The sequence below is a fragment of the Lysobacter sp. GX 14042 genome (assembly GCF_021390425.1).
GTDB lineage: Bacteria > Pseudomonadota > Gammaproteobacteria > Xanthomonadales > Xanthomonadaceae > Novilysobacter.
The window spans coordinates 38,854-65,773 of sequence record NZ_JAJUWY010000008.1 but is presented as its reverse complement, the minus strand read 5'-3'; the positions used below and the strand labels follow the sequence as shown (position 1 = coordinate 65,773).

Below are 26,920 nucleotides of genomic sequence, written 5' to 3'. Positions count from 1 at the left end.
CACAGCATGCGCAGCCAGGACTCATACGCGTTAGCGCGCTCCTCCTCTCCGCTCGCGCTCCTTGCCTTGCCGTTGCTGTTCCTGCTCGCCGGTTGGTTCGGCGTGGCCGGCACCCGGGCGCCCCCGGCGGCGGGACCCGATGCGCCACAGACGGAATTCTCCGCTGCGCGGGCGATGGACGCGCTGGCGCGGATCCTCGGCGACGAGGCGCCCCACCCCACCGGCAGTGCCGCGAACGCCGCGGTGCGCGAGCGGGTCGTCGCCGAATTGCGGGGATTGGGCCTGGACCCCGAAGTCCGCCGCCGCTTCACCTGCGGGGCCTTGGCCTGCGCCACCGTGGACAATGTGCTGGCCCGGGTTCCCGGGGCCAGCCCGGCGGACGCCCTGCTGCTTTCGGCGCACTACGACTCGGTCGCCGCCGGGCCTGGCGCGGGCGACGACGGTGCCGGGGTGGCCGCGATCCTGGAGGCCGCCCGCGCGCTGCTCGCCGGTCCGCCACTGGCGCGCGACACCTGGCTGCTGTTCAACGACGGCGAGGAACTCGGGCTGCTGGGGGCCCACGCCTTCGTCCGCGAGCCCGAGTTCGCCCGCATCGCCCACGTGGTCAACCTGGAGGCGCGCGGCACCACCGGGCCGAGCCTGCTGATCGAGACCCAGGACGGCAACGCGGCGATCGCCCGGTTGGCGGGCCGGGTCCTGCGGCACCCGGCCGGCTCCTCGCTGGAGTACGAGGTCTACCGCACCCTGCCCAACGACACCGACTTCACCGTCTACCGCCGCGAGGGGCTGGCCGGGCTCAACTTCGCCTGGGCCGAAGGGGCCGCCCGCTACCACACGCCGCTGGACAACCTGGCGCACCTGGACCCGCGATCGCTGCAGCACCATGGTGGGCATGTGCTGTCGCTGGCACGGGCTTTCGCCGACGCGCCGGCGCCGGTGGCCGCCAAGGGCGATGCGGTGTTCGTGGCCCTGCCCGGCGGGATCATGCCCGGCTGGCCGGTGGCCTGGAACGCGGTGCTGCTGGCAGCCGGCCTGCTGGGCTGGCTCGCCTGGGGCTGGCGCCTGCACCGCGCCGGCGGCATGCGCCTGCCGCACCTGGTGGCTGCGGCGGTCCTGTCCGTGCTTGCGCTGGCCGCGCTGGTGCTGCTGTCCGTGGTGGCGCATGCGTTGCTGCGCCACATGGGCGCGATGCCGGCGGCGTGGACGGCGCAGGGCGGCGTGCTGGTGGCCTGCTTCCTGGTGTTGGCACCGGGGCTGCTGGTGCCGGCAGGCCGGGCCATCGGCCGCGCCTGCGGGACGGAGGCCCTGGCGCTCGCCTCGCTGGTCCCGCTGGTGCTGGTCGCGCTGGCGGCAACCCTGTGGATGCCCGGCGCCGCCCACCTGGGCCTGCTGCCGCTGCTGGCGGCCGTGCTGCCGGCGCAGCTGGCACCCCGCCACGTCATAGCGTCGGCGGGCCTGGCCGCGGTGGCGGCGGCGGTGCTGTACGCACCCTATGCACTCGGCAGTTACGACGCGCTCGGCCACGAAGGCCTGCTCGCGACGCCGTTGCTGGCCGGCATCGCGCTGTTGCCGCTGTTGCCGGCGCTGGTCGATGGCGTACGGACGGCACGGGTGCTGGCAATCGCGGCCTGGGCGGCGGTCGCGGCACTGGCCCTGGTGGCGCTTTCCCTGCCGGCCTTCGACGCCCATGTGCCGCGGCAGGTGAACCTGCTCCAGGTGGACGACGGCAACGGCGCGCGGGTGTTCGTGGCACCGCGTGCGGTGCTGCCGGTGGAGTTCCGCCACGACGCCGGACTGGCGGACGGCTACCGCCCGCTATTTCCCTGGGGCGGCGGCAGTGCGATCCCGGGTCCGGCGGCCCCCCGGCTGCCATCGCCGGTGGTCACCGCCGAATCGCACCAGGAGCCGGGGGGTCACCCGCGCGCGCGGGTGCGGGTGCGGTCGGTCCGGGGCGCCGGGGAAATCGTGCTGGTGGTTCCCGGGACGATCGGGCTGTCCGGCCTGCGCGTGGACGGCGAACCGCTCGCACATCCGCCGCGCCACGCCGATCCCGCGCGCTGGAGCCAGCTGCGGGTCATCAGCGACAACCCGGACGGGGTGCTGTTCGAGTTCGACGCGCCCGCGGCTCCCGCCACCCTCTACGCCTTCGACCGCGACCCGGGCCTGTCCGCGGAACTGGACCCGATCCGCCACACCCGCGATGCCATCGGAATGCCGGTCGGCAACGGCGACGCCAGCCTCGCCCTCACCCCCATCCCCCTGCTCCCGCAACCGTAGCCGTAGCCGTAGCCGTAGCCGTAGCCGTAGCCGGGTAAGCAAAGCGCACCCGGGAAGATTCCAGCGCGCCTACCTCACCAGCATCCCCCGCACCATCTCCAGGTAAAGCCCCGGCAACCGTTCCAGGTCCGCCACCGCCACGTTCTCGTCCACCTTGTGGATGCTGGCATTCACCGGCCCCACTTCGATGCATTGCGCGCCCAGCGGGGCGATGAACCGCGCATCCGAGGTCCCGCCGCCGGTGCTCTCCTCGGGCGGTGCGCCCGCATATCCGGCCAGCACCTCGCGCGCGGTGGCCCGCAGCGGGCCCTCGGGGGTGTAGTACGGCTCTCCGCTGCGGTGCCAGTCGAGCGTGAACTCCAGGCCGTGCCCATGCAGCACCTGCTCGCATTCGGCGACCAGCCGGTCGGCGTCCCAGTGCGGGTTGTAGCGCAGGTTGAACACCACCCGAAGCTCGCCGGGGATGACATTGCTGGCACCGGTACCCGCCTCGATGTTGCTCATCTGCAGGCTGGTCGGCGGGAAGCTTTCGTAACCGTCGTCCCAGCGCCGCGAGGCCAGCTCGTGCAGCGCCGGCAGTGCCTGGTGGATCGGGTTGCGCGCCTGCTCCGGGTAGGCGACGTGGCCCTGGATGCCCCGCACCCGCAGGGTGCCGGTCAGGCTGCCACGGCGGCCGACCCGCAACAGATCGCCCAGCCGGGCGGTCGAGGACGGCTCGCCGGTGATGCACCAGTCGATGCGCTCGCCGCGCCCGGCGAACGTGCGGGCAACCCGCCGGACCCCGTCGATCGCGTCGCCCTCCTCGTCGGAGGTCAGCAGCAGCGCCAGCCGGCCGGGGTGATCCGGATGCCCGGCGACGAAGCGCTCGGCGGCCAGCACGAACGCGGCCACGCTGCCCTTCATGTCCGCCGCCCCGCGCCCGTACAGCACGCCGCCGCGGACCTCGGGTTCGAATGGATCACTCGTCCAGTCCTCCCGGGGGCCGGGCGGTACCACGTCGGTATGCCCGAGCAGCAGGAGCGTGGGCCCGGACGGGTCGCCATGGGTCGCAAACAGGTTGTCGACGGCGCCGAAGCGCATGCGCTCGCAGGCAAACCCCGCCCGCTCCAGCCGTGCGGCAACGAGCGCCTGGCACCCCGCGTCGTCCGGTGTCACCGACCGGCGCCGGATCAGTTCCTTCGCAAGCTCGAGGACGTCCGGCATCAGTCCTTGCCGAACCGCTTCTTGAAGCCGTTGTCGCTGAAGCCCTGGGTGACCTCGCCGTCACCGGTCACTACCACCGGCCGCCGGACCAGTTGCGGGTACTCGCGCAGCAGCAGCTTCCACTCCGCGTCCGAGCCCGGCGTCTTGCGGTGCGCCGGCAGCTGCCGCCAGGTCGTCGAGGACCTGTTGACCATCGCGTCCCAGCCGCCGAGTTTGTCCTTCCACTCGACCAGCTCTTCCGGGCTGCGCGGGTCGTCGCGGTAGTCGATGAATTCGTGCTCGACCCCGAAACGATCGAGCCATTTGCGTGCCTTGCGACAGGTGTCGCAATTCTTGAGCCCGTAGAGGGTGGTGGTCACGATGCCAGCCCCCGCAGCAGCTCGTTGACCGAGGTTTTCTCGCGCGTGCGCGCATCCACCCGCTTGACGATCACCGCGCAATACAGCGAGTGCGAGCCGTCGGCCGCCGGCAGCTGCCCGGACACCACCACGCTGTAAGGCGGCACGTAGCCGTAGCTGACCTGGCCGGTGGTGCGGTCGTAGATCCGCGTGCTCTGGCCGAGGAACACCCCCATGCCGATCACGCTGTGGTGGCCGACCACCACGCCTTCCACGACTTCGGAACGTGCGCCGATGAAGCAGTGGTCCTCGATGATCGTGGGCGTCGCCTGCAGCGGCTCGAGCACCCCGCCGATGCCGGCGCCGCCGGAGATGTGGCAGTGGGCGCCGACCTGGGCGCAGGAGCCGACCGTCGCCCAGGTGTCGACCATCGTGCCCTCGCCGACGTAGGCACCGATATTGGTGAAACTGGGCATCAGCACCACGTCCTGGCCGATGTACGCGCCACGGCGCACGATCGCGCCCGGGACCACCCGTGCGCCCAGCTGGCGGAAAGCAGCCTCGTCGAAAGCCGCGAAGCGCGCCGGGACCTTGTCCCAGAACGGTGCCGGATCGGCCTCGACCAGCTCCATGTCCTGGGTGCGGAAGTACAGCAGGACCGCCTTCTTCAGCCACTCGTTGACCTTCCAGCCACCGTTGCCGTCGGGTTCGGCGATGCGCAGCGCACCACTCTCCAGGCCCTCGATCGCCTGCTCGACCGCCGGCCGGGTGGAGTGCTCGATCTCGTCGACGGTCAGGCCGGCGCGGCGTTCGAACGCGCCCTCGATCACCAGTTGCAACTCGTTGGCGGGCTCCGCGCCGGGCGCGGCTGGGGGCGGACTCATCGGTTTTCTCCTTCAAGGCAGGCCAGCAGCGCATCGCACAGTGCCTGTCGTTGTTGCCCGTCCAGCGGCCGGTCATGGCCCTGGTCGTCGGTGGCAGTGATCTGGAAGACGTCCTCGGCGCGCTCGCCGAAGGTCGCGATTCGGGCATCGTGGACCCGCAGGCGCTGCTGGCGCAGCACGTCGGCGACCTCGGCCAGCAACCCGGGGCGGTCGGTGGCGACCAGGCTGAGCAGGGTGCGGCCACCGGTGGCGTCATCGAAGCCGATCCGCGGGACGATGCGGAAATGCTTCAGGTGGCGCGGCAGCGTGCGGCGCGCCGGACGCACGCGCTCCAGCGGCCCGTCCAGGGCGCGGACCAGCCGCGCCTCGACCTCGGCAGCGTGCGGCGGCGGGCGCTCCGGATCGTTGGGCACCACCTCGAAGGTGTCGAATACGGTGCGGCCCGGCCCATCGAGTGCGCGCGCCTGCTGGATCGCCAGTCCGCCGCGGTCCAGGGTCGCGACGATCGCCGCGAACAGACCGTCGCGGTCCGGCCCGTGCACGAAGACCTCCAGTGCGCCGGGCTGGGCGGAGACCTGGCGCACCGCGACCCGCGTGGCGCCGTCCGCCAGGCCGTGCAGCGAAGCCGCCTGCCAGGCCAGCTGGTCGGGACGGCCGCGCTGGAAGCCGGCCTGGGGGGTGCGCGCAAGCAGCGGCTCGATCACCGCATCGTCCAGGCCGCGTTCGCGCAGCAGCCCGCGTACCGCCTGGCGGGCCTCGTCGGCACGCTCCTCAGCGGCGATCGGGTTCTCCAGGCCGCGGCGCAGCGCCAGTCGGGTGGCGGTGTACAGGTCGGCCAGCAACCGGTCCTTCCAAGCGTTCCACAGCCTGGGCGAGGTGCCGGCGATGTCGGCGCAGGTCAGCAGGTAGAGGTGGTCCAGCCGCTCGCGGTCGGCGACTTCGCTGGCAAAGCGGTGGATCACGTCCGGATCGGCGATGTCCTGCTTCTGCGCAGTCATCGACATCAGCAGGTGGCGCAGCACCAGCCATTCCACCAGCGCGGTGTCGGCCTCGCCCAGGCCCATGGCGGTGCAGAACGCACGGGCCTCGCCGGCGCCGAGCTCGGAATGGTCGCCGCCGCGCCCCTTGGCGATGTCGTGGAACAGGCCCGCCAGCAACAGCAGTTCCGGCTTGCGCAGGCGCGGCCAGACCTGGTGCGCCATGGCGAAACGCGGATCCGGGCCGGGCTGGCCGAACGAGGCGATGTTGCGCAGCACCGCCAGCGTGTGCTGGTCGACCGTATAGACATGGAACAGGTCGAACTGCATCCGTCCGGACACCCGCTGGAAGGCCGGGATCCAGCGTCCGAGCACGCCGAGCCGCGCCATGCGGGTCAGGCTGCGCACTGGCTGAGGACCGCGCAGCAGTTCCACGAAATCGCGCCGCAGCCCGTTGTCGGCGGAGGCGTAGTCGGGCACCTCCGGCAGTGCCTCGGCCAGCGCGCGCGCGGTATGCGAATGCAGGCCCTTGAGCTCGCCGCGGGCGGCCCAGGCGGAAAACAGCGCCAGCACCTCGGCGGGCGAACGCGGCCAGCCGGCATCACGGGCGGCAAGGTAGCCGCGGCGCAGTTCGAACAGCCGGTCCAGCGGCTCGGGTTCGGCTTCGCCTTCCAGTTGCTCCTCGAACCGCTGCAGCAGGCGCTCGCCGATCCGCTGGACCAGCGAGGCGTTGCGGTAGAAGCCCTGCATCATCTGTTCGACCGCCAGGGTGCCGCCCTGGTCCTGGAAGCCCAGCCGTGCGGCAAGGCGCTTCTGGTAGTCGAAGCGCAGCCGCTCCTCGCGGCGGCCGGCGACCAGGTGCAGGCCATAGCGCAGCCGCGCCAGGGCGCGACGTTCGCGCTCCAGTGTTTCCATCTCGTCGGCGCCCAGCTGGCCGAAGGCGACCAGCGACTCCAGGTCGGCGGTGCCGATGGTTCGCAGGCTCATCCAGTTGAGGGTCTGCACGTCGCGCAGCCCGCCGGGGCCTTCCTTCAGGTGCGGCTCCAGGTTGTCGGCGGTGTCGTCGAAACGCTCGTGCCGCTCCAGCAACTCCTGGCGCTTGGCGTGGAAGAACTCGCGCGGCGGCCAGACCACCCTCGGCGAGGTGGCCGCCTGCAGCTCGCGCCGCTCATGCTCGTTGGCCGCCAGCGGACGTGCCTCCAGCAGCGAGGTCAGCACCGTCAGGTCGGCGGCGGCCTCGGTGCACTGGTCCAGCGACCGGACCGCATGGCCGACCGGCAGGCCGCAGTCCCACAGCAGGGCGAAAAAGCGCCCCAGCGCCTCGGCATGCAGTCGCGAGGGCTCCGGCTCGGCCAATACCAGCAGGTCGATGTCGGAGAACGGGTACAGCTCGCCGCGCCCGTAGCCGCCGACCGCGAACAGGGCCAGGTCGGCCTCCGACGGGATAGCCCGCTGCCAGGCACCCTGCACCAGCAGGTCGACCTCGGCGGCGCGCTCGGCCAGCAAGCGGTCGATGTCCTCGCCCTCGTCGAAGCGTGCGGCAAAGCCCGCGTCCGCAATCGCCAGCTGTTCACGCGCGCCGGCGGCCCAGGCCGCGTCCTGCTCCTGGCGCGCGCGCCTGGCGTGGTCGGGGTCGGGACCGTGGCCCCCCGTGCTGTCACCACCCGAGCTGGCCGGGCCCCGCGCGGTCATAGGTCGTTGTCGTCGCCCGGGGTGCGGGTGAGGATCTCGACGCCGTCGGCGGTGACCACCACCGTGTGCTCCCACTGCGCCGAGAGCGAACGGTCCTTGGTCACCACGGTCCAGCCATCGGGGAGCACCCGGGTGTGGCGCTTGCCGGCATTGATCATCGGCTCGATGGTGAAGGTCATTCCCTCCTGCAGCACGAGCCCCTCGCCCGGCCGGCCGTAATGCAGCACCTGCGGCTCGTCGTGGTAGACCTTGCCGATGCCGTGGCCGCAGTACTCGCGCACCACGCTGAAGCGCTCGGACTCCGCGTACTGCTGGATCGCGTGGCCGACGTCACCCAGCGTCGCGCCGGGCCTGACCACGCGGATCCCGCGGAACATCGCCTCGCGGGTGACGTCCACCAGCCGCCTCGCCAGCACCGAAGGCTCGCCGGCGTAGTACATGCGGCTGGTGTCGCCGTGCCACCCGTCCTTGATCACGGTGACATCGATGTTGACGATGTCGCCGTCCTTCAGGACCTTGGACCCGTTGGGGATCCCGTGGCAGATGACGTTGTTGACCGAGGTGCACACAGTCCTGGGGAAGCCGCGGTAGCCGACGTTCGCCGGAATCGCGTCCTGGACGTTGACGATGTGGTCGTGGCAGATGCGGTCCAGCTCCTCGGTGCTCACGCCCGGCTTCACGTGCGGGGCGACGACCTGGAGCACCTCGGCGGCCAGGCGGCCGGCGATGCGCATCTTCTCGATTTCTTCGGGGGTCTTCAGGGTGATGGCCATTCGGGCATTATCCCCCACCCGCGCCCCACCGGGCGACCGCACGCTTCCAGGGCGGCTATTGCGCCCTACGGGGTGCGGGCGTAGAATCCGGCGGCTGCGTGTTTACGCGCCGCCCACGCCGGGCGTCACCGGTGAATACACACCTGCTGCAACAGCCCGTGCCGGGGTGCTCCAGTCCGCAAGGACGGGGTTCGGCCACGGAGGCAGCGGGGAGGCCCAACCCCGGAATCCCACGCCCGGCTCCAAGCCGGTGCAGCCGCCCCACCTGTCCGGCGGCCGGGATTCCACAGCCTGGAGTCACAGCAATGCCCCAGATCACCATGCGCCAGATGCTGGAAGCCGGCGTCCACTTCGGCCACCAGACCCGCTACTGGAACCCGAAGATGGGCCCGTACATCTTCGGTGCCCGCGGCAAGATCCACATCATCAACCTCGAGAAGACGGTTCCGCTGTTCAACGACGCGATGAACTTCATCTCGGGCATCGCCCAGAAGCGCGGCATCGTCCTGTTCCTGGGCACCAAGCGCAGCGCCCGCGAGTCGATCCGCGAAGAGGCCGAGCGCTGCGGCATGCCGTTCATGACCCAGCGCTGGCTGGGCGGCACCCTGACCAACTTCGCGACCGTGAAGAAGTCGGTGGGCCGGCTGAAGGAGCTGGAGTCGTTCGAGACCGACGGCACCTTCGAGAAGCTGGTCAAGCACGAAGTGCTGACCCTGCGCCGCGAGCGCGACAAGCTCGAGGCCTCGCTGGGCGGCATCAAGGAAATGAACCGCCTGCCCGACGCGCTGTTCGTGATCGACATCGGCCACGAGGACATCGCGGTCAAGGAAGCCCGCAAGCTGGGCATTCCGGTCGTGGCGGTGGTCGATACCAACTACGACCCGGCCCTGGTGGACTACGCCATCCCGGGCAATGACGACGCGATCCGCGCCATCCAGCTGTACGCCCGCGCCGCGGCCGACGCCGTGCTCGAGGGCAAGGCCGCCGCGCCGCAGGCCGCCAGCGTCCGCGAGGAGGACTTCGCCGAGTCCGCCGGCGAGGACAAGCCGCGCCGCGCCGCGAAGAAGGCCGCCCCGGCCAAGGACGCCGCCGCGGCAGGCGAGGACGCACCGGCAAAGGACGCGGCCCCGAAGAAGGACGCCGCAGAAGCACAGCCGGCCGCCGAGTAAGTACGGCGTAACGCGGCCGCCCGATGCTGGCGGCCGCACTCCCCCATAGAGAGGAATCCCCATGGCACAGATCACCGCATCCCAGGTCAAGGAACTGCGCGAGCGCACCGGCGCCGGCATGATGGAGTGCAAGAAGGCGCTCACCGAGAACAACGGCGACGTCGACGCCTCCGCCGAGTGGCTGCGCAAGCAGGGCCTGGCCAAGGCCGACAAGAAGGCCAGCCGCATCGCCGCCGAGGGCCGCGTCACCGCCGCCCAGGCCGACGGCAAGGCCGCACTGGTCGAGATCAACTCCGAGACCGACTTCGTCGCCAAGGACAGCAACTTCCTCGCCTTCACCGACGCGGTCGCCGAGGCCGCCCTGGGCGCCAGCGATGTCGAGGCGCTGAAGGGCACCGCCCTGCCGACCGGCGAAACCGTCGAGGACGCGCGCTCGGCGCTGGTCGCCAAGGTCGGCGAGAACGTGCAGGTCCGCCGCATGGCCCGCATCGACAGCAGCAATACCGTGGCCTCCTACGTCCACGGCGGCCGGATCGGCGTGCTGGTCGAGCTCAAGGGCGGCGACGCCGAGCTGGCCCGCGGCCTGGCCATGCACATCGCCGCGATGAACCCCCCGTATGTCTCCCCGGCCCACGTCCCGGCCGACTTCGTCGAGAAGGAAAAGGAGATCGCCCTGGCCCAGGTGAAGGACACCGGCAAGCCGGTCGAGATCCTGGAGAAGATGGTGGCGGGCAAGGTCGCCAAGACCGTCAACGAGCTGTGCCTGACCGGCCAGCCGTACGTGCTGGACACCAACCAGTCGGTCGAGCAGGTGCTCAAGGGCGCCGGCGCCGAGGTGCTGGGCTTCGTCCGCCTGGCGGTTGGCGAGGGCATCGAGAAGCAGGAAGACGACTTCGCTTCCGAGGTCATGAAGCAGGCCGGCTTGGCGTAAGCCGCCGGTCCCGCTGGACCCCGAAGGGCCCCGGATGTTCCGGGGCCCTTTTTTGTCTGCTGGAAGAAAAAGGCCACCGGCATGCCGGTGGCCGAATGACTTCAGAGGAGAGAGCGCCCGGTAACCGCCGGGCGCAGCGGGGGATCAGAAGTCGTATCGCACCGCGAAACGGACACTGCGGGGGGCGGAGTAGCTCACCACTCGCCCGGCATGGGCGTAGGGACCACCCGGACCGCCGTTCTCCCCATACTCGATCCGATTCTGGGCGACCTGCTCGTCGAACACGTTGAACACATCAACCGAGAACACCAGTGCGTTGTCGGCAAAGGCCGGAGCGTACGCTACGCCCAAGTCCACCTTGTTGGTCCAAGACAACCGCCCTTGGCTACCGCGCGGCGTGGGTTCGCCGTTGCAATAGAAGTAGTACGGTCCACCATATGCCCAGTTCGTATTGAAGTCTTCGTTCTCCGGGGTCTGGGGGTAATAGCCCATGCAGTTCTTCGGGCGTCCCGAATGGAAGGTCGCCGCGGCCGAGAAGCGCCACTCGGGGGTCAGCTGGTAGAAGCCGTAGGCCTTCAGGTAGTGGCGACGATCGTTGGGCAGGTAGCCGTCGGCGTGGTCCATCAGTTCCGGGTGATCCCAGTCCTGGGTCTGGGACACGTCCTCCTGTCCGATATCCGACTTCAGCTGGCCTTCGGCGTTGCCATAGTTTCGCGAGAGCGTGTAGTCCAGGCGGCCGTACCAGGTGCCGTCGAATGGCCGCTCCAGGAACAGGTCCAGCCCTTGGTACTTGCGCTTGAGCTTCGGGAAACCGAGTTCGTCGGCGGTCAATGCCACTTCGACCAGTTGCCCGCTACCGTCGTCGAGCATGAAGGTGTTGCCTTCGCCCGGGTTGAAAAGGCGGCAATTCGCCAGTTCGTTGCCGAGCTGGTCCGCCATCTCCTCCGACATACCCTGCGCGATTGCCCAGTTGTACGCCGGACGGTAGTCGCACATGTCGTCGATGGCGGCCTTCAGGTCACGATGAACGAAGCGCCCTCCCACATTGATGGACTCGGTCAGCTGCTTTTCAAAGCCGATGACAAACTCGTCCTGATAATGCGACTTCAGGTCCTTGGCAGTCACCGAATCCGGATGTGGAGCCTGGCCGTACTCGCGGTTGGACGAATACGGGCCATCGCCAAGTGGCGTGAGGCCGAGCGGTTCGCCGGTGACCGGGTCGATGTCGGTGAAGGCGAAGTATTCGTTGGTGTAGAGCGATGCGGCCGCACCGCGCAGGGCGACGTTGTTGGGCATCGCCAGGTGGTACCGGCCGGCATTGGCGAACACCTTGAAGGTCGAGTCGCCGAACACGTCCCAGCTGAGGCCCAGGCGCGGGGCCCATTGGTCGTCCTGCTCGGCATAGATGATGCCGTCGGCATTGAAGTTCTTGAAGCTCTCGTTGCGTACGCCCAGCGTCAGCAACCAGTTGTCGTTGACCTGCCACCTGTCCTCCAGGTAATAGGCGGCCTGCTCAACGGAGAACGTGCCGCCGTTGGCATACTTGTACTGCGAAACGTAATCACCGTTGCCGCCGGGGCACACGGCACCGCCGCCGCCCGGGATGGTGTTGACGTCCGCGGCGCACCGGTTGTAGATCCAGCGATACCCGGGACCCGAGGTCACCTCGCCGGCACGGGATGTCGAGTCCTGTCGGTCATAACCCAGGCGCAGCGCATGGCCGCCCACGCGCCACTCCACGTCTAGGCGCCCGCCTTCGGTTTCATCGAACGCATCCTGAAAGTCCAGCTGGGCGTAGGTGCCGCGCTGCACCGGATTGGCGATGGGACGGCTGTCGCTGACATAGACCACGGAGGGGTCGTAGCCGAACGGATCGGCGACATGGTCCTGGTCCTGCTTGCCGTACAGCGCAGTGAGGGTCAGGTCGTCGGTGATGTAGCCGGTGTACCGTCCGATGAACAACTCGCCGCCATCCTTGTAGTAGTACCCGCCGGTCTTGGTATCCCCCTGGACCGTCTCGTTACTGTCAGGCACGTACTCGTACGGGTAGTAGTCGACCGCGTTCTTGGTGATGTCCGAGACCGCGGTGAGCTCAAGGATGTGGTTGTCGGTGATGTTCCAGTCGACCTTCGCCATCCAGCGCGGAATGTCGTAGCGGTATTCGCGATACCCGTTGGTCGCGCCGCCGGGACGGCCCAGCACGCTGGTCTGGTCCTGCTGTTCAATTTCACCTGAGACATAAACGAACAGCCGGTCGCGGATCAGTGGCCCTCCCGCATAGGCGCCGTAGCTCCACGAATCTAGGCTGTGCTCCGTACGCTTCTGATAGATTAGGCCGTCGTTAGGGGTGCCGTTGTGCGGGTAGTAGATGTTGCGCGACTCGGCACGCAGCGAATCCGGCCGATAGGTAATTTGGCCACCGAACTCCCATTCGTTGCCGCCGCGCTTGGTCACGATGTTGACCACGCCACCGGTGGCGCGCCCGAACTCGGCGCCATATCCGCCGGTGATGACCTGCATCTGGCTGATCGCATCGAACGGCAGCGTGCTCGAGCCCATGTTGGTCAACGGGTTGGTGACCGCGTACCCGTTGATGTAAAACGCGTTCTCAGAAGCGGCGGAACCGCCGAACGAAGCGGTGTTCGGATAGCGCGAATCGGCCTCAACCACGCCGGGGGCGAGCAGGGTCACGGACTCTATGCTGCGTCCCACCGGCAGCATCTCGAGTTGGTCTGCGGTGAAGACGGTTCGTGTGTCGGTGGATGACACGTCAATGTATGACGCCGAGGACACACCGGTCACGACCACCCGATCGAGATCGGTAGCGCCTGCGCTGCTGGCCCCACCCGTAGTAGCAAACGAGACTTCCTGTCCACCACCAATGGTGACCTGTACGTCCTCGCGCGTGGCCAGCACTTGGCCATCACGCTGAACAGTCACCGTGTAGCGGCCGGTCGGCAGCGAACTGGCTGAATAACGGCCGTTGGCGTCCGCGGTGATCTGGCGGGTCAGCCCGGTGTCGGCATTGCGGATCACGATGGTGGTACCCGGCTCGCCGGCACTGCCAAAGATCGAACCCGCGGTATTGGACTGGGCATGAGCCGCGCCCGCTGCCATGCAGGCCAACAACGCGATGGTCAGGACACGCGGACGTAAACGTGGAATGTGATTTCGCGACACCTTGCAGCCTCCTGAATAGTGGATGAAGCAGTTGCACGCCTCTTCTACTACTGCACGGATGCACGCACAAGTCATTTTTTACCTTTTTTTTGCCAAATCCTGACAATTTCTGGCCACTTGGTGGGTTCCCGCCGGGGCACAGATGCGATCGCTTCCGTCCCGTGCCTGTGCGGGGCCGTCTGGCGTTGGTGCAGTACAATCGCACCCGCCTCCACAGTCCGGAACCACCCCATGTCCGACCTTGCCTACCGCCGCGTCCTGCTCAAGCTGTCCGGGGAGGCGCTGATGGGCGATGAGGACTACGGCATCGATCCCAAGGTGATCGGGCGGCTGGCGCGCGAGGTGATGGAGGCCCAGCAGGCCGGTGCGGAGATCGCGCTGGTGGTCGGCGGGGGCAACATCTTCCGCGGCGCCGGCCTCGCTGCCGGGGGCATGGACCGGGTCACCGGCGACCACATGGGCATGCTGGCCACGGTGATCAACGCGCTGGCCATGCAGGACGCGCTGGAGAAGCTCGGCGGCAAGGCCCGGGTGATGAGCGCGATCAAGATCAACGACGTGTGCGAGGACTACATCCGCCGCCGCGCGATCCGCCACATGGAGAAGGGCCGGCTGGTGATCCTGGCCGCCGGCACCGGCAATCCCTTCTTCACCACCGACTCGGGCGCCGCGCTGCGCGCGATCGAGATCGGCGCCGACCTGCTGCTCAAGGCGACCAAGGTCGACGGCGTGTACGACAAGGACCCGGCGCGGCACCCCGATGCGGTCCGCTACGACCGGCTGAGCTACGACGAGGTCATCGCCCGCGACCTGCAGGTGATGGACACCGCCGCCTTCGCCCTGGCGCGCGACAGCCACCTGCCGCTGCGCATCTTCAACATGGGCCACCCCGGCGAGCTGCTTCGCATCCTGCAGGGCGAGGCCATCGGCACCCTGGTCCAGGGTCGCGGCGCGACTTCCTGATCCGCGGGCGCAGTGACGCATGAAATAGTGTCCACCGCGACGCGGTGACACCATCGCGGCATGCACGGACATCACCACGACCACAGCCACCCCACCAGGGCGCTGGCCGCCGTCACCCTGATCAACCTGGCCTTCACCATCGTGGAGGCCGGCTACGGGTTTGCCACCAACTCCCTGGCGCTGCTCTCCGACGCGCTGCACAACCTCGGCGACGTGCTCGGCCTGGGCCTGGCCTGGGGCGCGGCGGTGCTGGCCCGGCGTGCGCCCACCGACCGCCACACCTATGGCTGGCGCCGGGCGACGCTGCTCTCGCCGCTTGCCAACGCGCTGCTGCTGGTCGGGTTCTCCGGCGCGCTGCTGTGGGAGGCGGCGCGGCGTTTCGCCGCCCCGCCGGAAGTACCGGGCACGGCGGTGATGCTGGTCGCCGCGCTGGGCATCGCGGTCAACCTCGGCACCGCCTGGATGGTCCGCGGCGGCCACGAGCACGACCTCAACCGCCGCGGTGCCTACCTGCACCTGCTCGCCGATGCCGGGGTGTCCTTCGCCGCGGTCCTGGCGGGGGCCGGCATCTGGTGGCTGGGCTGGGCCTGGCTTGATCCGGCAATCGCGGTACTGGTCGGCGTGGTCGTGGCGCTGGGTGCGGCCGGGCTGTTGCGGGCCGCGTTCGAGGCGGCGATGGACGCCGTCCCGCGCACGCTGGAGCGCTCGCAGGTGCTGGAGTTCCTGGCCGGCCAGCCCGGCGTGGAGGCCGTGCACCACCTGCACATCTGGTCGCTGGGCACCGGCGAGATCGCCATGACCACCCACCTGGTCCGTCCGCCGCTGGAGGACCACGACCGCTTCATCGACCGGCTGGTGCGGGAGCTGGACGAGCGCTTCCGGATCAACCATCCGACGATCCAGATCGAGCACGGGACCAGCTGCGAGCACGATCTCCATGACCGCGCCCCGCACGCCCACTGAGGGGCCCGCCGGCCGCACCGCTGACGCTATACTGGCGCGCTTACCGCACCTGACCGGAGCCGGCGATGCTCAACGAGATCAAGAATGACGCCCAGACCCGCATGCACAAGAGCGTCGAATCGCTGCGCGACGCCCTGCTGAAAGTCCGCACCGGACGCGCCAACACCGCGCTGGTCGACCACATCAAGGTCAACTACTACGGTTCGGACATGCCGCTGTCGCAGGTCGCCAGCGTATCGGTGACCGACTCGCGCTCGCTGACCATCACTCCGTGGGAGAAGCCGATGGTCTCCGCGGTCGAGAAGGCGATCATCAACTCCGACCTGGGGCTGACGCCGAACACCGCCGGCACCGTGATCCGCATCAACCTGCCGGCGCTGACCGAGGAGCGCCGCCGCGAACTGACCAAGGTCGTGCACGGCGAAGGCGAGAACGCGAAGGTCGCCATCCGCAACGTGCGCCGCGACGCCAACAACCAGTTCCGCGAGCTCCTGAAGGAAAAGGAAGTCTCCGAGGACGACGTGCGCCGCAGCGAGGACGAAATCCAGAAGATCACCGACTCGGCGATCAAGGACGTGGACGAGGTGGTCAAGGCCAAGGAGCAGGAGCTGATGGCGGTCTGACGGCCTCGCCGTTGCTGCCCGCCATGGCCGGACCCGAGTCCACCCCCCGCCTGCCCCGCCACCTCGCCGTCATCATGGATGGCAATGGCCGCTGGGCCGAGCGCCGTCGCCGCCCCCGCGCGGTCGGCCACCGGGCCGGTGCGCGGGCGGTCAACATCTGCATCGACTTCTGCCTGGAGCGCGGGATTGGCGCGCTGACCCTGTTCGCCTTCTCCAGCGAGAACTGGGGCCGGCCGCAGGACGAGGTCGGTGCGCTGATGAAGCTGTTCATGGGCGCACTGGAACGCGAGGTCGAGGAGCTCGCCCGGCGCGGCGTGCGCGTGCGCTTCATCGGCGAGCGCGGGCGCTTTTCCCCCGCGATCGTCGAGCGCATGGCGGCCGCCGAGGCGCACACCCAGGCCAACTCCACGCTGGAACTCGCGATCGCCGCCAGCTACGGCGGGCGCTGGGACATCACCGCCGCCGCCCGTCGGCTGGCAAGCGAAGCCGCGGCGGGACGCCTTGATCCGGCGGCGATAGACGAGTCGTTGCTGGCCGCGCACCTGTCACTGGCCGACCTTCCGCCGCCCGACCTGTTCATCCGCACCGGCGGAGACCAGCGGATCAGCAACTTCCTGCTGTGGCAGATGGCCTATACCGAGTTGTGGTTCACCGACGTGTTGTGGCCGGAGCTGGACACGGCGACACTTCAGGCCGCGCTGGACGACTACGCCGGTCGCGAGCGCCGCTTCGGCCTGACCGGAGCCCAGAGCCGGCAACCAGCACACGCCCCGGAGGGCGCCCGATGACCCGCATCCGCACGCTCGCCGCACTGGTGATGGCTCCCGTTGCGATCGCCGCGATCCTGTTGCTGCCCACCGGATGGATGATGGTGCTGGCCGCGGTGGTACTGCTGCTGGGCCTGTGGGAGTGGCTGGAACTGGCCGGAGTGGACGACAGCGTGGCGCGCTTCGCGCTGCTGGCCGCGCACCTGGCGGTCATGGTCGGCCTGGTCTGGGCCTCGCGCTCGGGCAGCGGTATCAGCCTGGTGCTGTTCCTGCTGGCCAGCGCGGTGGGCGTGGCCTGGTGGCTGGTCTCGCTGTTGTGGCTGCGCTACCCCGGTTTCGCCCGCGATCCGGGTGGCTACTCGCGCATGGCCAAGCTGGCCGCCGGCGCGCTGGCGATGATCCCGGCCTGGACCGCGGTGGGCTACATCCACGCCGGCCAGCCGCATGGCGACCGCTGGCTGCTGGTGGCGCTGTTCGTGGTCTGGGGCGCGGATACGGGGGCTTATTTCGTCGGTCGCAAGCTCGGCCGGCACAAACTGGCGCCGCGGGTGAGTCCGAACAAAACCATCGAAGGCCTGCTCGGCGGGCTGGTGGTCGGCGTCGGCGTCGGCCTGCTGGTCGCGCTGAGCACCGGCATCCCGGTCGCGCGGCTGCCCGGCCTGGCGGTGGTCTGCCTGGTCGCGGCGCTGTTCTCGGTGATCGGCGACCTGGTCGAGAGCCTGCTCAAGCGCCAGGCCGGGGTGAAGGATTCGGGCAAGCTGATTCCCGGGCACGGCGGCGTGCTCGACCGGGTGGATGGGGTGCTGGCCGCGCTTCCCGCGTTCGCGCTGGGCAAGGCGGTGCTCGGGCTGTGACCAGCGCCGGATCCAATCCGCAGCGCATCGCGGTGCTGGGGGCCACCGGCTCCATCGGCAGCTCGGCGCTGGACGTCATCGCCCGCCATCCCGGCCGGCTGCAGGCAACCGTGCTGGCCGCCGGCCGCAACGTGGAGGCACTGGTGGAGCTGTGCGTGCGCCACCGGCCGGCGCACGCGGTGATCGCCGACGAGGGCGGTTATCCGGCGCTGCGCGATGGCCTGCGCGCGGCCGGGCTGGACACCCGCGCGCAGGCCGGCGGCGATGCCCTGGAGGCGCTGGCCGCGAGCGATGCCTGCGACACCGTGGTGGCGGCCATCGTCGGCGCGGCGGGCCTGCCCTCCACCCTGGCCGCGGCCCATGCCGGCAAGCGCCTGCTGCTGGCCAACAAGGAATCCCTGGTGCTCGCCGGCGAGCTGCTGATGTCGGCGGCCCGCGCTGGTGGGGCAACGGTCATCCCGGTCGACAGCGAGCACAACGCGATCTTCCAGTGCCTGCCGCCGCAGCCCGCCGGCAACGGCACTGCCGGGCTGCCGGGCGAGGCGCTGCGTACCCAGGTTGCGCGGCTGGTGCTGACCGCCTCCGGCGGCCCGTTCCGCGGCCGCCCCCGCGACAGCCTCGACACGGTCACCGTGGAGCAGGCGGTCGACCACCCGAACTGGTCGATGGGGCCGAAGATCTCGGTGGATTCGGCCACCCTGATGAACAAGGGCCTGGAGGTGATCGAGGCCCACCACCTGTTCGGCCTGCCCGGCGGGCGGATCGACGTGGTGGTGCATCCGCAGAGCCTGGTGCACTCGATGGTGGAGTTCGTCGACGGCTCGACCCTGGCGCAGCTGGGCCTGCCGGACATGCGCACCGCGCTGGCGGTCGGCTTCGCCTGGCCGGAGCGCATCGGGTCCGGGGTCGCCGGCCTGGACCTGCTGGCCGGGGGCGGCCGGCTGGACTTCGAGCCGCCGGACACCGCCGCCTTCCCCTGCCTGGACCTGGCATTCCGCGCACTGGAGGCCGGGGGCACCGCTCCGGCGGTGCTGAATGCCGCCAACGAAGTCGCCGTTTCAGCCTTTCTTCAGCGCCGGGTGGGTTTCCTGTCGATTGCCGCGCTGGTCGAGGAGACCCTTGCCGCCCTGCCCGCCACCCCTGCCGGCTCGCTCGATGCACTGCGCGAGGCCGACGCCGCCGCGCGCCGCCACGCCGGCTCGCTGGTCGCTGCCCGTGGGCTGCCGGCATGAGCGCGCCCGCCTGCGAGGCCTGCGATGAGTGAGTTGCTGGGTTCGGTCTGGTGGCTGATCGTCGCGCTCGGCCTGCTGGTCACCTTCCATGAGTTCGGCCATTTCTGGGTCGCCCGCCGCTGCGGGGTGAAGGTGCTGCGCTTCTCGGTCGGGTTCGGCAAGCCACTGTGGCGGCGTACCGGCCGGGACGGCACCGAGTACGTGCTGGCTTTGCTGCCGCTCGGCGGCTACGTGAAGATGCTCGACGAGCGCGAGCAGAAGGTCCCGGCGGAGCTCGCCGGCCAGGCCTTCAACCGCAAGAGCGTGTGGCAGCGCATCGCCATCGTCGGCGCCGGACCGGCGGCCAACCTGCTGCTGTGCGTCGGGCTGTTGTGGGCGATGTTCGTGATCGGGCGCCCGGACTACGCCCCGGTGATCGGCGCGGTGGAGGGCATCGCCGCCGAGGCGGGCCTGGAACGCGGCGACACCGTGCTGGCTGTCGGCGAACGCCAGACCCCCACGTGGAGCGAGGTCCACATGGCGCTGATCCCGGCCGCGCTGGACCGGGCCGATGTCACGCTGACCGTGCGTTCAGGGGACGGACCGGCGCAATCGCGCGCGCTGCCGCTCTCGCGCCTGCCGGCGCAGATCGACGAGCGCCGGGTGCTTTCCGAGATCGGCCTGGCGCCGCGCCACCTCTCGGTGCCGCCCGTGGTCGGGCGGGTGGAGCCCGACACCCCCGCCTGGGGCGTGCTGGCCGAGGGCGACCGGATCACCGCGATCGACGCCACCCCGGTCGCGGACTGGCTGGACATCGGCCCCCTGGTCCAGCAACTGGGCGCGCACGGCGGCAAGGCGATGGTCGAGGTCGTGCGCGACGGCGACCGCTTGGCGCTCGAGCTCCTGCCGGCGCGGCTCGAGCGCCCCGACGGCGAAGCCTACTGGGCCCTGGGCGTGGCCGCGGCCCAGCCCCGGATGCCGGAAAAGGACGCACTGCTGCAGTACGGGCCGCTGCAGGCGGTCCCGGCCGCGCTGGCCGAGGGCTGGCACCAGACCGGCGAGCTGGTGGCGATGATCGGCCGCGCGTTCACCGGCCGGGTGGCGGTGGAGAACACCGTCGCCGGCCCGGTCACCATCGCCCGGGCGGCCAATGCCTACGCCGACCAGGGGGCCGCCTGGTTCCTTTCCCTGCTCGCGCTGCTCTCGCTGAGCCTGGGGATCCTCAACCTGCTGCCGATTCCGGTCTTGGACGGCGGTCACCTGCTGTATTACCTTATCGAGCTGGTCAAGGGCAGCCCGGTAAGCGAGCGCACGATGGTGGTCGGCCAGTACGTCGGCCTCGCCCTGATTGCCGCCCTGATGGGACTGGCGTTCTACAACGACATCATCAACAACCTGGTGCGCTGATGTCGCCCCCCGCCAAGCTCCTGCCCCCTATCCAGACCTGCCCCGATGTGGCGCCTGCCCAGGCCGGCGCCGCGTGAGACCGAACCGGACGTGATGATGACGCGACCCCTTTCCCGCCGCCTGCTCGCCGTTGCCCTGGCCACGGCGCTGTCCACTTCACCGGCCCTGGTGGCCGTGGCACAGGACACGTCCCTCGCCAGCCCGGTGGCGCCATTCACCGTGAGCGACATCCGCGTCGATGGCCTGCAGCGCATCTCCGCCGGCACGGTGTTCACCTACCTCCCGGTGGAACGTGGCGACACCGTCGACCAGGCCGCCGCCGGGGAGGCCATCCGCGCCCTGTATGCGACCGGCTTCTTCGAGGACGTGGCCCTTGGCCGCCAGGGCGACATCCTGGTGGTCACCGTGACCGAGCGTCCGGCGATCAACAAGCTCACCATCACCGGCAACAAGGACATCAAGACCGAGGACCTGATGAAGGGCCTCGACGACCTGGGCCTGTCGGAGGGCAACACCTTCGACCGCCTCGACCTGGACCGGGTCACCCAGGAGCTCACCCGCCAGTACAACAACCGCGGCAAGTACAACGTCTCGGTGGCGCCGACGGTCTCGCCGCTGCCGCGCAACCGGGTCGACGTCACCATCGCCATCGAGGAAGGCAAGGCCGCGCGCATCCGGCACATCAACCTGATCGGCAACGAGATCTTCGAGCAGGAGGACATCCTCGATCGCTGGGAGTCCGGTGAGCACAACTGGATGAGCTGGTACCGCCGCGACGCGCAGTACTCGCGCGAGAAGCTCTCCGGCGACCTGGAAAAGCTCAACAACTACTACCTGGACCGCGGCTACGTCGACTTCAGCGTCGATTCCCAGCAGGTGGCGATCAGCCCCGACCGGCAGGACATGTTCATCACCGTGGGCCTGCACGAGGGCGAGCAGTACACGATCTCCGACGTCCAGCTCACCGGCGATACCGTGCTGCCGCGCGAACGGGTCGAGCAGATGCTGCTGGTGCGTGCCGACCAGACCTTCTCGCGCAGCCTGGTCGAGATCAGCGCCGACACCATCACCGCCAGCCTGGCCAACATCGGCTACGCGTTCGCCCAGGTGAACCCGGTTCCCGACATCGACCGCGAGAGCCGGACCGTCTCGCTCAACATGCAGGTCGTGCCGGGCCCGCGGGTGAACGTGCGCCGGGTCGAGTTCAAGGGCAACAACCGCACCGCCGACGAGGTGCTGCGCCGCGAGATGCGGCAGTTCGAGGGCTCCTGGTATTCGCAGGCCGCGATCGACCGTTCCAAGATCCGCCTCCAGGGCCTGGGCTACTTCGACACCGTGGACGTGGAAACCACCCCGGTGCCCGGCACCAACGACCAGGTGGACGTGGTCTACACGGTCAACGAGGTGGCCGCCGGCAGCTTCGTCTTCGGCTTGGGCTACTCGCAGCTGACCGGCCTGAGCACCCAGGTGCAGGTGTCCCAGAACAACTTCCTGGGCAGCGGCAACCGCATCGCGGTGCAAGCGCAGCGCAACGACTACCTGCAGCGCTACGACTTCTCGTTCATGAACCCGTACTTCACCGACAACGGGGTGTCGCTGGGCTACAACCTGCGCTGGAGCGAGTTCGACAACTCCGACTTCAATACCGCGCAGTACTCGTCCACCAGCGGCATGGGCCAGGTGGTGATGGGCATCCCGATCACCGAGACCGACTCGATCACCGCCCTGCTCGGACTGGACAGCAACCAGATCTTCGCCTACCGCGGCTACACCCCGGAATCGATCGTCGACTACATCGATGCCGTCGGCCAGCGCACCTTCCATGCCTGGCGCGGCGAGCTCGGCTGGTCGCGCAACACGCTCAACAGCGCGCTGACCCCGACCCGCGGCACCCTGCAGCGGGTGTGGCTGGAGGCCACCCTGCCCGGTTCGACGGTCGAGTACTACAAGATCAACTACAACTGGTCCAAGTTCTGGCCGATCAACCGCCACCTGGTGCTCAACACCCGCACCGAGCTGGGCTACGGCGACAGCTACGGCGACTCGGTCACCCGCAACCTGTGCTACGACCCGGGCAGCATGCAGGACACCGACGGTGATCCCGAGACCCCGCCGGTATACGTGCCCGGCCCGCCGCCCAGCGCGCCGTGCCTGACCGATTCGCCCGACTACGTGAAGACCGTCACTGCCGACGGGCTGCCGTTCTTCGAGAACTTCTACGCCGGTGGCACCCGCTCGGTGCGCGGCTTCGACGACAACACCCTCGGTCCACGCGAGGCCGCGCTGGGCAGCAGCTACCTGCAGCCCATCGGCGGCTCGGTGAAGACCGTCGGCTCGGTCGAACTGATCTTCCCCACGCTGATCGAGAGCTCGGCCGCCCGTGTCTCGGCGTTCGTCGACTTCGGCAACGTGTACAAGGACTTCGACAGCTGGGACGCGGGCGAGCTGCGCGCGTCCAGCGGCCTGGCGCTGATGTGGCGCTCGCCGATGGGCCCGATCTCGATCAGCTACGCCTATCCGTTCAAGAAGAAGGAAGGCGACGAGCTCGAGCGGCTGCAGTTCACCTTCGGCGGCACGTTCTGACGGCCGCGCGATGGCCATTGCCGGGTCCCGCCACGCCGTAGCCGCGCTGGCCGAGCACTTCGGCCTGCAGGTGCATGGCGACCCCGACGTGGAGGTCACCGGCGTGGGCACCCTGGCCCACGCCGGACCCGGGCAACTGGCATTCCTGGCCAACCCGAAGTACCGCGGCCAGCTCGGCGCCAGCCGGGCCGCGGCCGTGGTGATGCGCCCGGCGGACGCGGAAGGCTACGCCGGTACCGCGCTGCTCGCGCCCGATCCCTACGTGGCCTTTGCCAAGGTCGCCGCGCTGTTCGAGTCCGCCCCCGCCCGCGGGGCCGGGGTGCACCCGGCCGCGCACGTCGACCCCGCCGCGGCGGTCGATCCCGGTGCCAGCATCGGCCCGTTCAGCAGCGTCGGGGCACGCAGCCGGATCGAGGCCGGCGCCATCGTCGGCCCCGGCTGCGTGATCGGCGAGGACTGCGTGGTCGGCGCCGGCTCGGAACTGGTCGCCCGGGTCACCCTGGTCACCCGGGTGCGGCTGGGCCGGCGGGTGCGCATCCACCCCGGGGCGGTCCTCGGCGCCGACGGCTTCGGCCTGGCGATGGACCGGCCGGACGGGGGCGAGCCGCACTGGATCAAGGTGCCGCAGCTGGGCGGGGTGGTGGTCGGCGACGACTGCGAGATCGGCGCCAACACCTGCATCGACCGCGGCGCGATCGAGGACACGGAGCTGGGCCGCGACGTGCGCCTGGACAACCTGATCCAGGTCGCCCACAACGTACGCATCGGCGACCATACCGCGATGGCCGGCTGCACCGCGGTCGCCGGCAGCGCCCGCATCGGACGCTACTGCATGATCGGTGGCGCGGTCGGCATCGCCGGCCACCTGGAAATCTGCGACCGTGTGGTCGTGACCGCCATGAGCCTGGTCAGCGCATCGATCCGCGAACCCGGCGAGTACTCTTCCGGCACCGGCTTGATGGACAATCGCAGCTGGCGCCGCAACGCGGCCCGCTTCCGCCACCTCGACGAGATGGCGCGCAGGCTGCGCGCGCTCGACACCCCAAAGGACAACGAATGAGCACCACCGTCAAGTTGCCGGTCGACGTACCCGCGATCCAGCACCTGCTCCCGCACCGCTACCCGTTCCTGCTGGTCGACCGGGTGGTCGAGCTGGAGCCCAACAAGCGCGTGCTGGCCTACAAGAACGTCACCGCCAACGAGAACTTCTTCAGCGGCCACTTCCCCGGCCAGCCGGTGATGCCGGGCGTACTGGTGCTGGAGGCGCTGGCCCAGGCCGGCGGGCTGCTGACCCAGCTCTCGGTGCAGGGCAACACCGACGGCAAGCTGTTCTACCTGGTCAAGATCGACGGGGCGAAGTTCTCGCGCATGGTGGTGCCGGGCGACCGGCTGGACCTGGAGGTCACCCTCAAGCGCACCATCCGCAACATGGCGCTGTACCAGGGGGTGGCGCGGGTCGATGGCGAACAGGCGGCCTGCGCCGACATCCTGTGCGCCGAGGTCGCCGCGCCGGCATGAGCAACGCGCAGGTCCACCCGTCGGCCGTCGTGGAACCGGGCGCCCGGCTCGGCGATGGCGTGCGCGTGGGCCCGTTCTGCTGGATCGGCGGTGACGTGGAGGTCGGCGACGGCACCGAATTCGGCCCCCATTGCACCGTCCACGGCCCGACCCGGATCGGGCCGCGCAACCGTTTCCTCGGCCATGCCGCGATCGGCGGCGAGCCGCAGGACAAGAAATACGCCGGTGAGCGCGTCGAGCTGGTGATCGGGGCCGGCAACACCGTCCGCGAGTTCGTCACCCTCAACCGCGGCACCGGCAATGGCGGCGGCTGCACCCGCATCGGCGACGGCAACTGGCTGTTGGCCTACACCCACATCGCCCACGACTGCATCGTCGGCGACCATTGCGTGTTCTCCAACAACGCGACCCTCGCCGGGCACGTGGAGGTCGGCGACCACGTCATCCTCAGCGGCTTCGTCGGGGTGCACCAGTTCTGCCGCATCGGCGCGCACGCGTTCATCGGCATGGGTGCCTTCGTCAACGGCGACGTGCCGCCATTCGTGATGGTCGCCCAGGAAGGCTACAGCCGGCCCCGCGGCATCAACGCCGAAGGCCTGAAGCGCCGCGGCTTCGATGCCGACCGGATCGCCGCCATCAGGCGCGCCTACCGCGCCCTGTACATGGGTCAGGGGCCGCAGGAAGAAGCGCGCACGCGGCTTGCCGCGCTGGCCGGCGAGAGCGCGGACGTGCGCGAGTTGCTGGACTTCATCGAGGCCGGCGAACGGCCGCTGCTGCGATGAGTACCGGCGCGCGACGGGTCGCCCTGGTGGCCGGCGAGGCGTCGGGCGACCTGCTCGGCGCCGGGCTGGTCGAGGAACTGCGCGAGCGCTGGCCGGGCGCCGAGTTCGCCGGCGTCGGTGGCCCGCTGATGCGCCGCGCGGGCATGGACACCTGGTTCGATGCCGGCGAACTGTCGGTGATGGGCCTGGCCGAGGTGCTGCGGCACCTCCCGCGCCTGTTGCGCCTGCGCCGCGACCTGCGGACCAGGCTGCTGGAGTGGCGCCCGGACGTGGTGGTCGGGATCGATGCCCCGGACTTCAACCTCGCCCTGGAGCGCTGGCTCAAGCAGCGCGGCATCCGCACGGTCCACTACGTCAGTCCCTCGGTCTGGGCCTGGCGCGAGAAGCGGGCGCAGAAGATCGGCCTCAGTGCCGACCTGGTGCTGTGCCTGTTCCCGATGGAGCCGGCGATCTACGCCCGCCACGGGGTGGACGCCCGCTTCGTCGGCCACCCGCTCGCCGACGAAATGCCGATGCGTCCGGACCGCGGCGGCGCGCGGGCACGCCTGGGCCTGCCGGCCGATGCACCGGTACTTGCGGTCCTGCCCGGCTCCCGGCTGGGCGAGATCAACCGGCTCGGCGAGGCCTTCATCGGCGCCGCCCTCCGCGTCGCCGAAGCGATGCCCGGCCTGCAGGTAGTCATTCCCGCGGCCAACGACGCGTGCCGCGACGCCATCGGCGAACTGCTCGGGGCCCACCCGCTGCCCGGCGCCCGGATCCTCGACGGCGGTGCGCGCGAGGCCATGGTGGCCAGCGACGTGGTCCTGCTGGCCTCCGGCACCGCCACCCTGGAAGCGATGCTGGCCAAGCGCCCGATGGTGGTCGGCTACCGCGTGGCGGGCTCGACCTACCGGCTGGTCAAGGGCTTGGGGATGCTCAAGGTCGACCACTACGCACTGCCCAACGTGCTCGCCGGCGAACCGCTGGTGCCCGAGCTGATGCAGGACCGGTGCACGCCGGAGAACCTGGCCGACGCCGTGCTTCGCTGGTTCCGCGAGCCGGACGAAGTCGCGGCGCTGTTGCCGCGTTTCGATGCGATCCACCGGCGCCTGCAGCGCGACGCCTCGGTCTACGCCGCACGGGCGATGGACGAGCTGCTGCGCGCGGAGCCGCCGGGTGGGTAGGGCCGGGCCGCTGGATCTGCAGCTGCCGGCGATGCCGGCCGCGCGCCACGTCGCCGGCGTGGACGAGGCCGGCCGCGGCCCGCTGGCCGGACCGGTGGTGGTCGCCGCGGTGGTGCTGGGCCCGGGCCGGACGCCGGTCAACGGCCTGGCGGACTCCAAGCAGCTGTGCGCGCGCCGGCGCGAGGAGCTCCACGACCGCATCATCGCCAGGGCGGTGGCCTGGAAGGTGGTCAGCGTGGAAGTCGAGGAGATCGACCGGATCAACATCTATCACGCCACCCTGGAGGGCATGCGGCGGGCGGTCGAAGGCGTGCTGCATGCCTGCGAACTGGCCCGCATCGACGGCAACGCCCTGCCCCGCGGCCTGCCCTGCCCGGCCGAGGCCTGGATCGGTGGCGACGGCCGTGACCGGGCGATCATGGCCGCTTCGATCCTGGCCAAGGTCACCCGCGACCGGATGATGGCGGCCCTGCACCAGACCTGGCCGCAGTACGGGTTTGCCGAACACAAGGGCTATTCGACCCCCGCCCACCTCGCCGCGCTGGCCACCCATGGGCCCTGTCCACAGCACCGCCGCAGCTTCGCGCCGGTGCGTGCCGCCCTGGACAACGGCGACTGCGATGCTCCGCGTTCATTGAAGGGGCCCGGACTGCTACCCTGAC

22 protein-coding genes are annotated in these 26,920 nt (G+C 69.9%); 16 read left to right on the top strand and 6 right to left on the bottom strand.

Features of this window, described 5'->3' with window-relative positions:
• Positions 1 to 6 precede the first annotated feature (6 nt).
• On the top strand, positions 7 to 2,277 hold the full coding sequence (locus LY625_RS11250) for a M28 family peptidase (protein ID WP_233740305.1): 2,271 nt from the start codon (positions 7 to 9) through the stop codon (positions 2,275 to 2,277).
• 69 nt (positions 2,278 to 2,346) lie between these two features.
• Here LY625_RS11250 and dapE read toward each other — a convergent pair whose 3' ends face one another.
• From dapE to map, 5 genes are read right to left on the bottom strand one after another with little or no spacing between them, the layout of a single operon-like run.
• A complete protein-coding gene (gene dapE / locus LY625_RS11245) occupies positions 2,347 to 3,480 on the bottom strand; it encodes a succinyl-diaminopimelate desuccinylase (RefSeq protein WP_233740304.1) in 1,134 nt (377 codons plus the stop codon).
• Positions 3,480 to 3,839, bottom strand: a complete 360-nt coding sequence (locus tag LY625_RS11240) for a Spx/MgsR family RNA polymerase-binding regulatory protein (RefSeq protein WP_233740303.1) — start codon at positions 3,837 to 3,839, stop codon at positions 3,480 to 3,482. Before LY625_RS11240 ends, dapE begins: the two co-directional genes overlap by 1 nt.
• On the bottom strand, positions 3,836 to 4,702 hold the full coding sequence (gene dapD / locus LY625_RS11235; protein ID WP_233740302.1) for a 2,3,4,5-tetrahydropyridine-2,6-dicarboxylate N-succinyltransferase: 867 nt from the start codon (positions 4,700 to 4,702) through the stop codon (positions 3,836 to 3,838). Before dapD ends, LY625_RS11240 begins: the two co-directional genes overlap by 4 nt.
• Positions 4,699 to 7,371: a [protein-PII] uridylyltransferase gene (gene glnD / locus LY625_RS11230; RefSeq protein ID WP_233740301.1), complete on the bottom strand. Its 2,673-nt coding sequence runs from the start codon at positions 7,369 to 7,371 to the stop codon at positions 4,699 to 4,701. The genes dapD and glnD overlap by 4 nt, the downstream gene beginning before the upstream one ends.
• Positions 7,368 to 8,144 (bottom strand): type I methionyl aminopeptidase, encoded by a 777-nt coding sequence (map, locus tag LY625_RS11225; RefSeq protein ID WP_233740300.1) that lies wholly within the window; start codon positions 8,142 to 8,144, stop codon positions 7,368 to 7,370. The genes glnD and map overlap by 4 nt, the downstream gene beginning before the upstream one ends.
• Before the next feature lie 305 nt (positions 8,145 to 8,449).
• Here map and rpsB point away from each other — a divergent pair, with 305 nt between their 5' ends.
• Both rpsB and tsf read left to right on the top strand, forming a co-directional pair.
• Complete coding sequence (gene rpsB / locus LY625_RS11220; protein WP_233740299.1) at positions 8,450 to 9,313, top strand: 30S ribosomal protein S2; 864 nt, start codon at positions 8,450 to 8,452, stop codon at positions 9,311 to 9,313.
• A gap of 61 nt (positions 9,314 to 9,374) precedes the next feature.
• Positions 9,375 to 10,244, top strand: coding sequence for a translation elongation factor Ts (gene tsf / locus LY625_RS11215; protein WP_233740298.1), 870 nt, complete (start codon positions 9,375 to 9,377; stop codon positions 10,242 to 10,244).
• Between the two features lie 144 nt (positions 10,245 to 10,388).
• On the opposite strand, the gene LY625_RS11210 is transcribed toward tsf, so the two are convergent.
• Positions 10,389 to 13,424: a TonB-dependent receptor gene (locus LY625_RS11210; RefSeq protein ID WP_233740297.1), complete on the bottom strand. Its 3,036-nt coding sequence runs from the start codon at positions 13,422 to 13,424 to the stop codon at positions 10,389 to 10,391.
• Positions 13,425 to 13,655: 231 nt separating this feature from the next.
• Between LY625_RS11210 and pyrH the strand changes: the two genes are divergently transcribed.
• The 13 genes from pyrH (at position 13,656) to LY625_RS11145 (ending at position 26,919) form a co-directional block, all read left to right on the top strand.
• A complete protein-coding gene (gene pyrH, locus LY625_RS11205) occupies positions 13,656 to 14,387 on the top strand; it encodes a UMP kinase (RefSeq protein ID WP_233740296.1) in 732 nt (243 codons plus the stop codon).
• A gap of 60 nt (positions 14,388 to 14,447) precedes the next feature.
• Positions 14,448 to 15,350 carry a cation diffusion facilitator family transporter gene (locus tag LY625_RS11200; protein ID WP_233740295.1) on the top strand — a complete coding sequence of 301 codons (903 nt, stop codon included), beginning with the start codon at positions 14,448 to 14,450 and terminating at the stop codon, positions 15,348 to 15,350.
• A 65-nt stretch (positions 15,351 to 15,415) separates the two neighbouring features.
• A complete protein-coding gene (gene frr / locus LY625_RS11195) occupies positions 15,416 to 15,973 on the top strand; it encodes a ribosome recycling factor (RefSeq protein ID WP_233740294.1) in 558 nt (185 codons plus the stop codon).
• A 23-nt stretch (positions 15,974 to 15,996) separates the two neighbouring features.
• Positions 15,997 to 16,761: a polyprenyl diphosphate synthase gene (uppS, locus tag LY625_RS11190; RefSeq protein WP_233740293.1), complete on the top strand. Its 765-nt coding sequence runs from the start codon at positions 15,997 to 15,999 to the stop codon at positions 16,759 to 16,761.
• The gene (locus tag LY625_RS11185; protein WP_233740292.1) at positions 16,758 to 17,594 is read left to right on the top strand and encodes a phosphatidate cytidylyltransferase; all 837 of its coding nucleotides are present in this window, start codon (positions 16,758 to 16,760) and stop codon (positions 17,592 to 17,594) included. The genes uppS and LY625_RS11185 overlap by 4 nt, the downstream gene beginning before the upstream one ends.
• Complete coding sequence (locus tag LY625_RS11180; protein WP_233740291.1) at positions 17,591 to 18,826, top strand: 1-deoxy-D-xylulose-5-phosphate reductoisomerase; 1,236 nt, start codon at positions 17,591 to 17,593, stop codon at positions 18,824 to 18,826. The genes LY625_RS11185 and LY625_RS11180 overlap by 4 nt, the downstream gene beginning before the upstream one ends.
• 24 nt (positions 18,827 to 18,850) lie before the next feature.
• Positions 18,851 to 20,212 (top strand): RIP metalloprotease RseP, encoded by a 1,362-nt coding sequence (rseP, locus tag LY625_RS11175; protein ID WP_233740290.1) that lies wholly within the window; start codon positions 18,851 to 18,853, stop codon positions 20,210 to 20,212.
• A gap of 96 nt (positions 20,213 to 20,308) precedes the next feature.
• Entirely contained in the window at positions 20,309 to 22,795 is a 2,487-nt protein-coding gene (gene bamA, locus LY625_RS11170; RefSeq protein ID WP_233740289.1) for an outer membrane protein assembly factor BamA, read from the top strand.
• Positions 22,796 to 22,805: 10 nt separating this feature from the next.
• Positions 22,806 to 23,855, top strand: a complete 1,050-nt coding sequence (lpxD, locus tag LY625_RS11165; RefSeq protein WP_233740288.1) for a UDP-3-O-(3-hydroxymyristoyl)glucosamine N-acyltransferase — start codon at positions 22,806 to 22,808, stop codon at positions 23,853 to 23,855.
• The gene (gene fabZ / locus LY625_RS11160) at positions 23,852 to 24,313 is read left to right on the top strand and encodes a 3-hydroxyacyl-ACP dehydratase FabZ (RefSeq protein ID WP_233740287.1); all 462 of its coding nucleotides are present in this window, start codon (positions 23,852 to 23,854) and stop codon (positions 24,311 to 24,313) included. Before lpxD ends, fabZ begins: the two co-directional genes overlap by 4 nt.
• Entirely contained in the window at positions 24,310 to 25,095 is a 786-nt protein-coding gene (gene lpxA, locus LY625_RS11155) for an acyl-ACP--UDP-N-acetylglucosamine O-acyltransferase (RefSeq protein WP_233740286.1), read from the top strand. The genes fabZ and lpxA overlap by 4 nt, the downstream gene beginning before the upstream one ends.
• Positions 25,092 to 26,258 carry a lipid-A-disaccharide synthase gene (gene lpxB, locus LY625_RS11150; RefSeq protein ID WP_233740285.1) on the top strand — a complete coding sequence of 389 codons (1,167 nt, stop codon included), beginning with the start codon at positions 25,092 to 25,094 and terminating at the stop codon, positions 26,256 to 26,258. The genes lpxA and lpxB overlap by 4 nt, the downstream gene beginning before the upstream one ends.
• A 31-nt stretch (positions 26,259 to 26,289) precedes the next feature.
• Positions 26,290 to 26,919 (top strand): ribonuclease HII, encoded by a 630-nt coding sequence (locus LY625_RS11145; RefSeq protein WP_233740349.1) that lies wholly within the window; start codon positions 26,290 to 26,292, stop codon positions 26,917 to 26,919.
• Position 26,920: the final 1 nt, after the last annotated feature.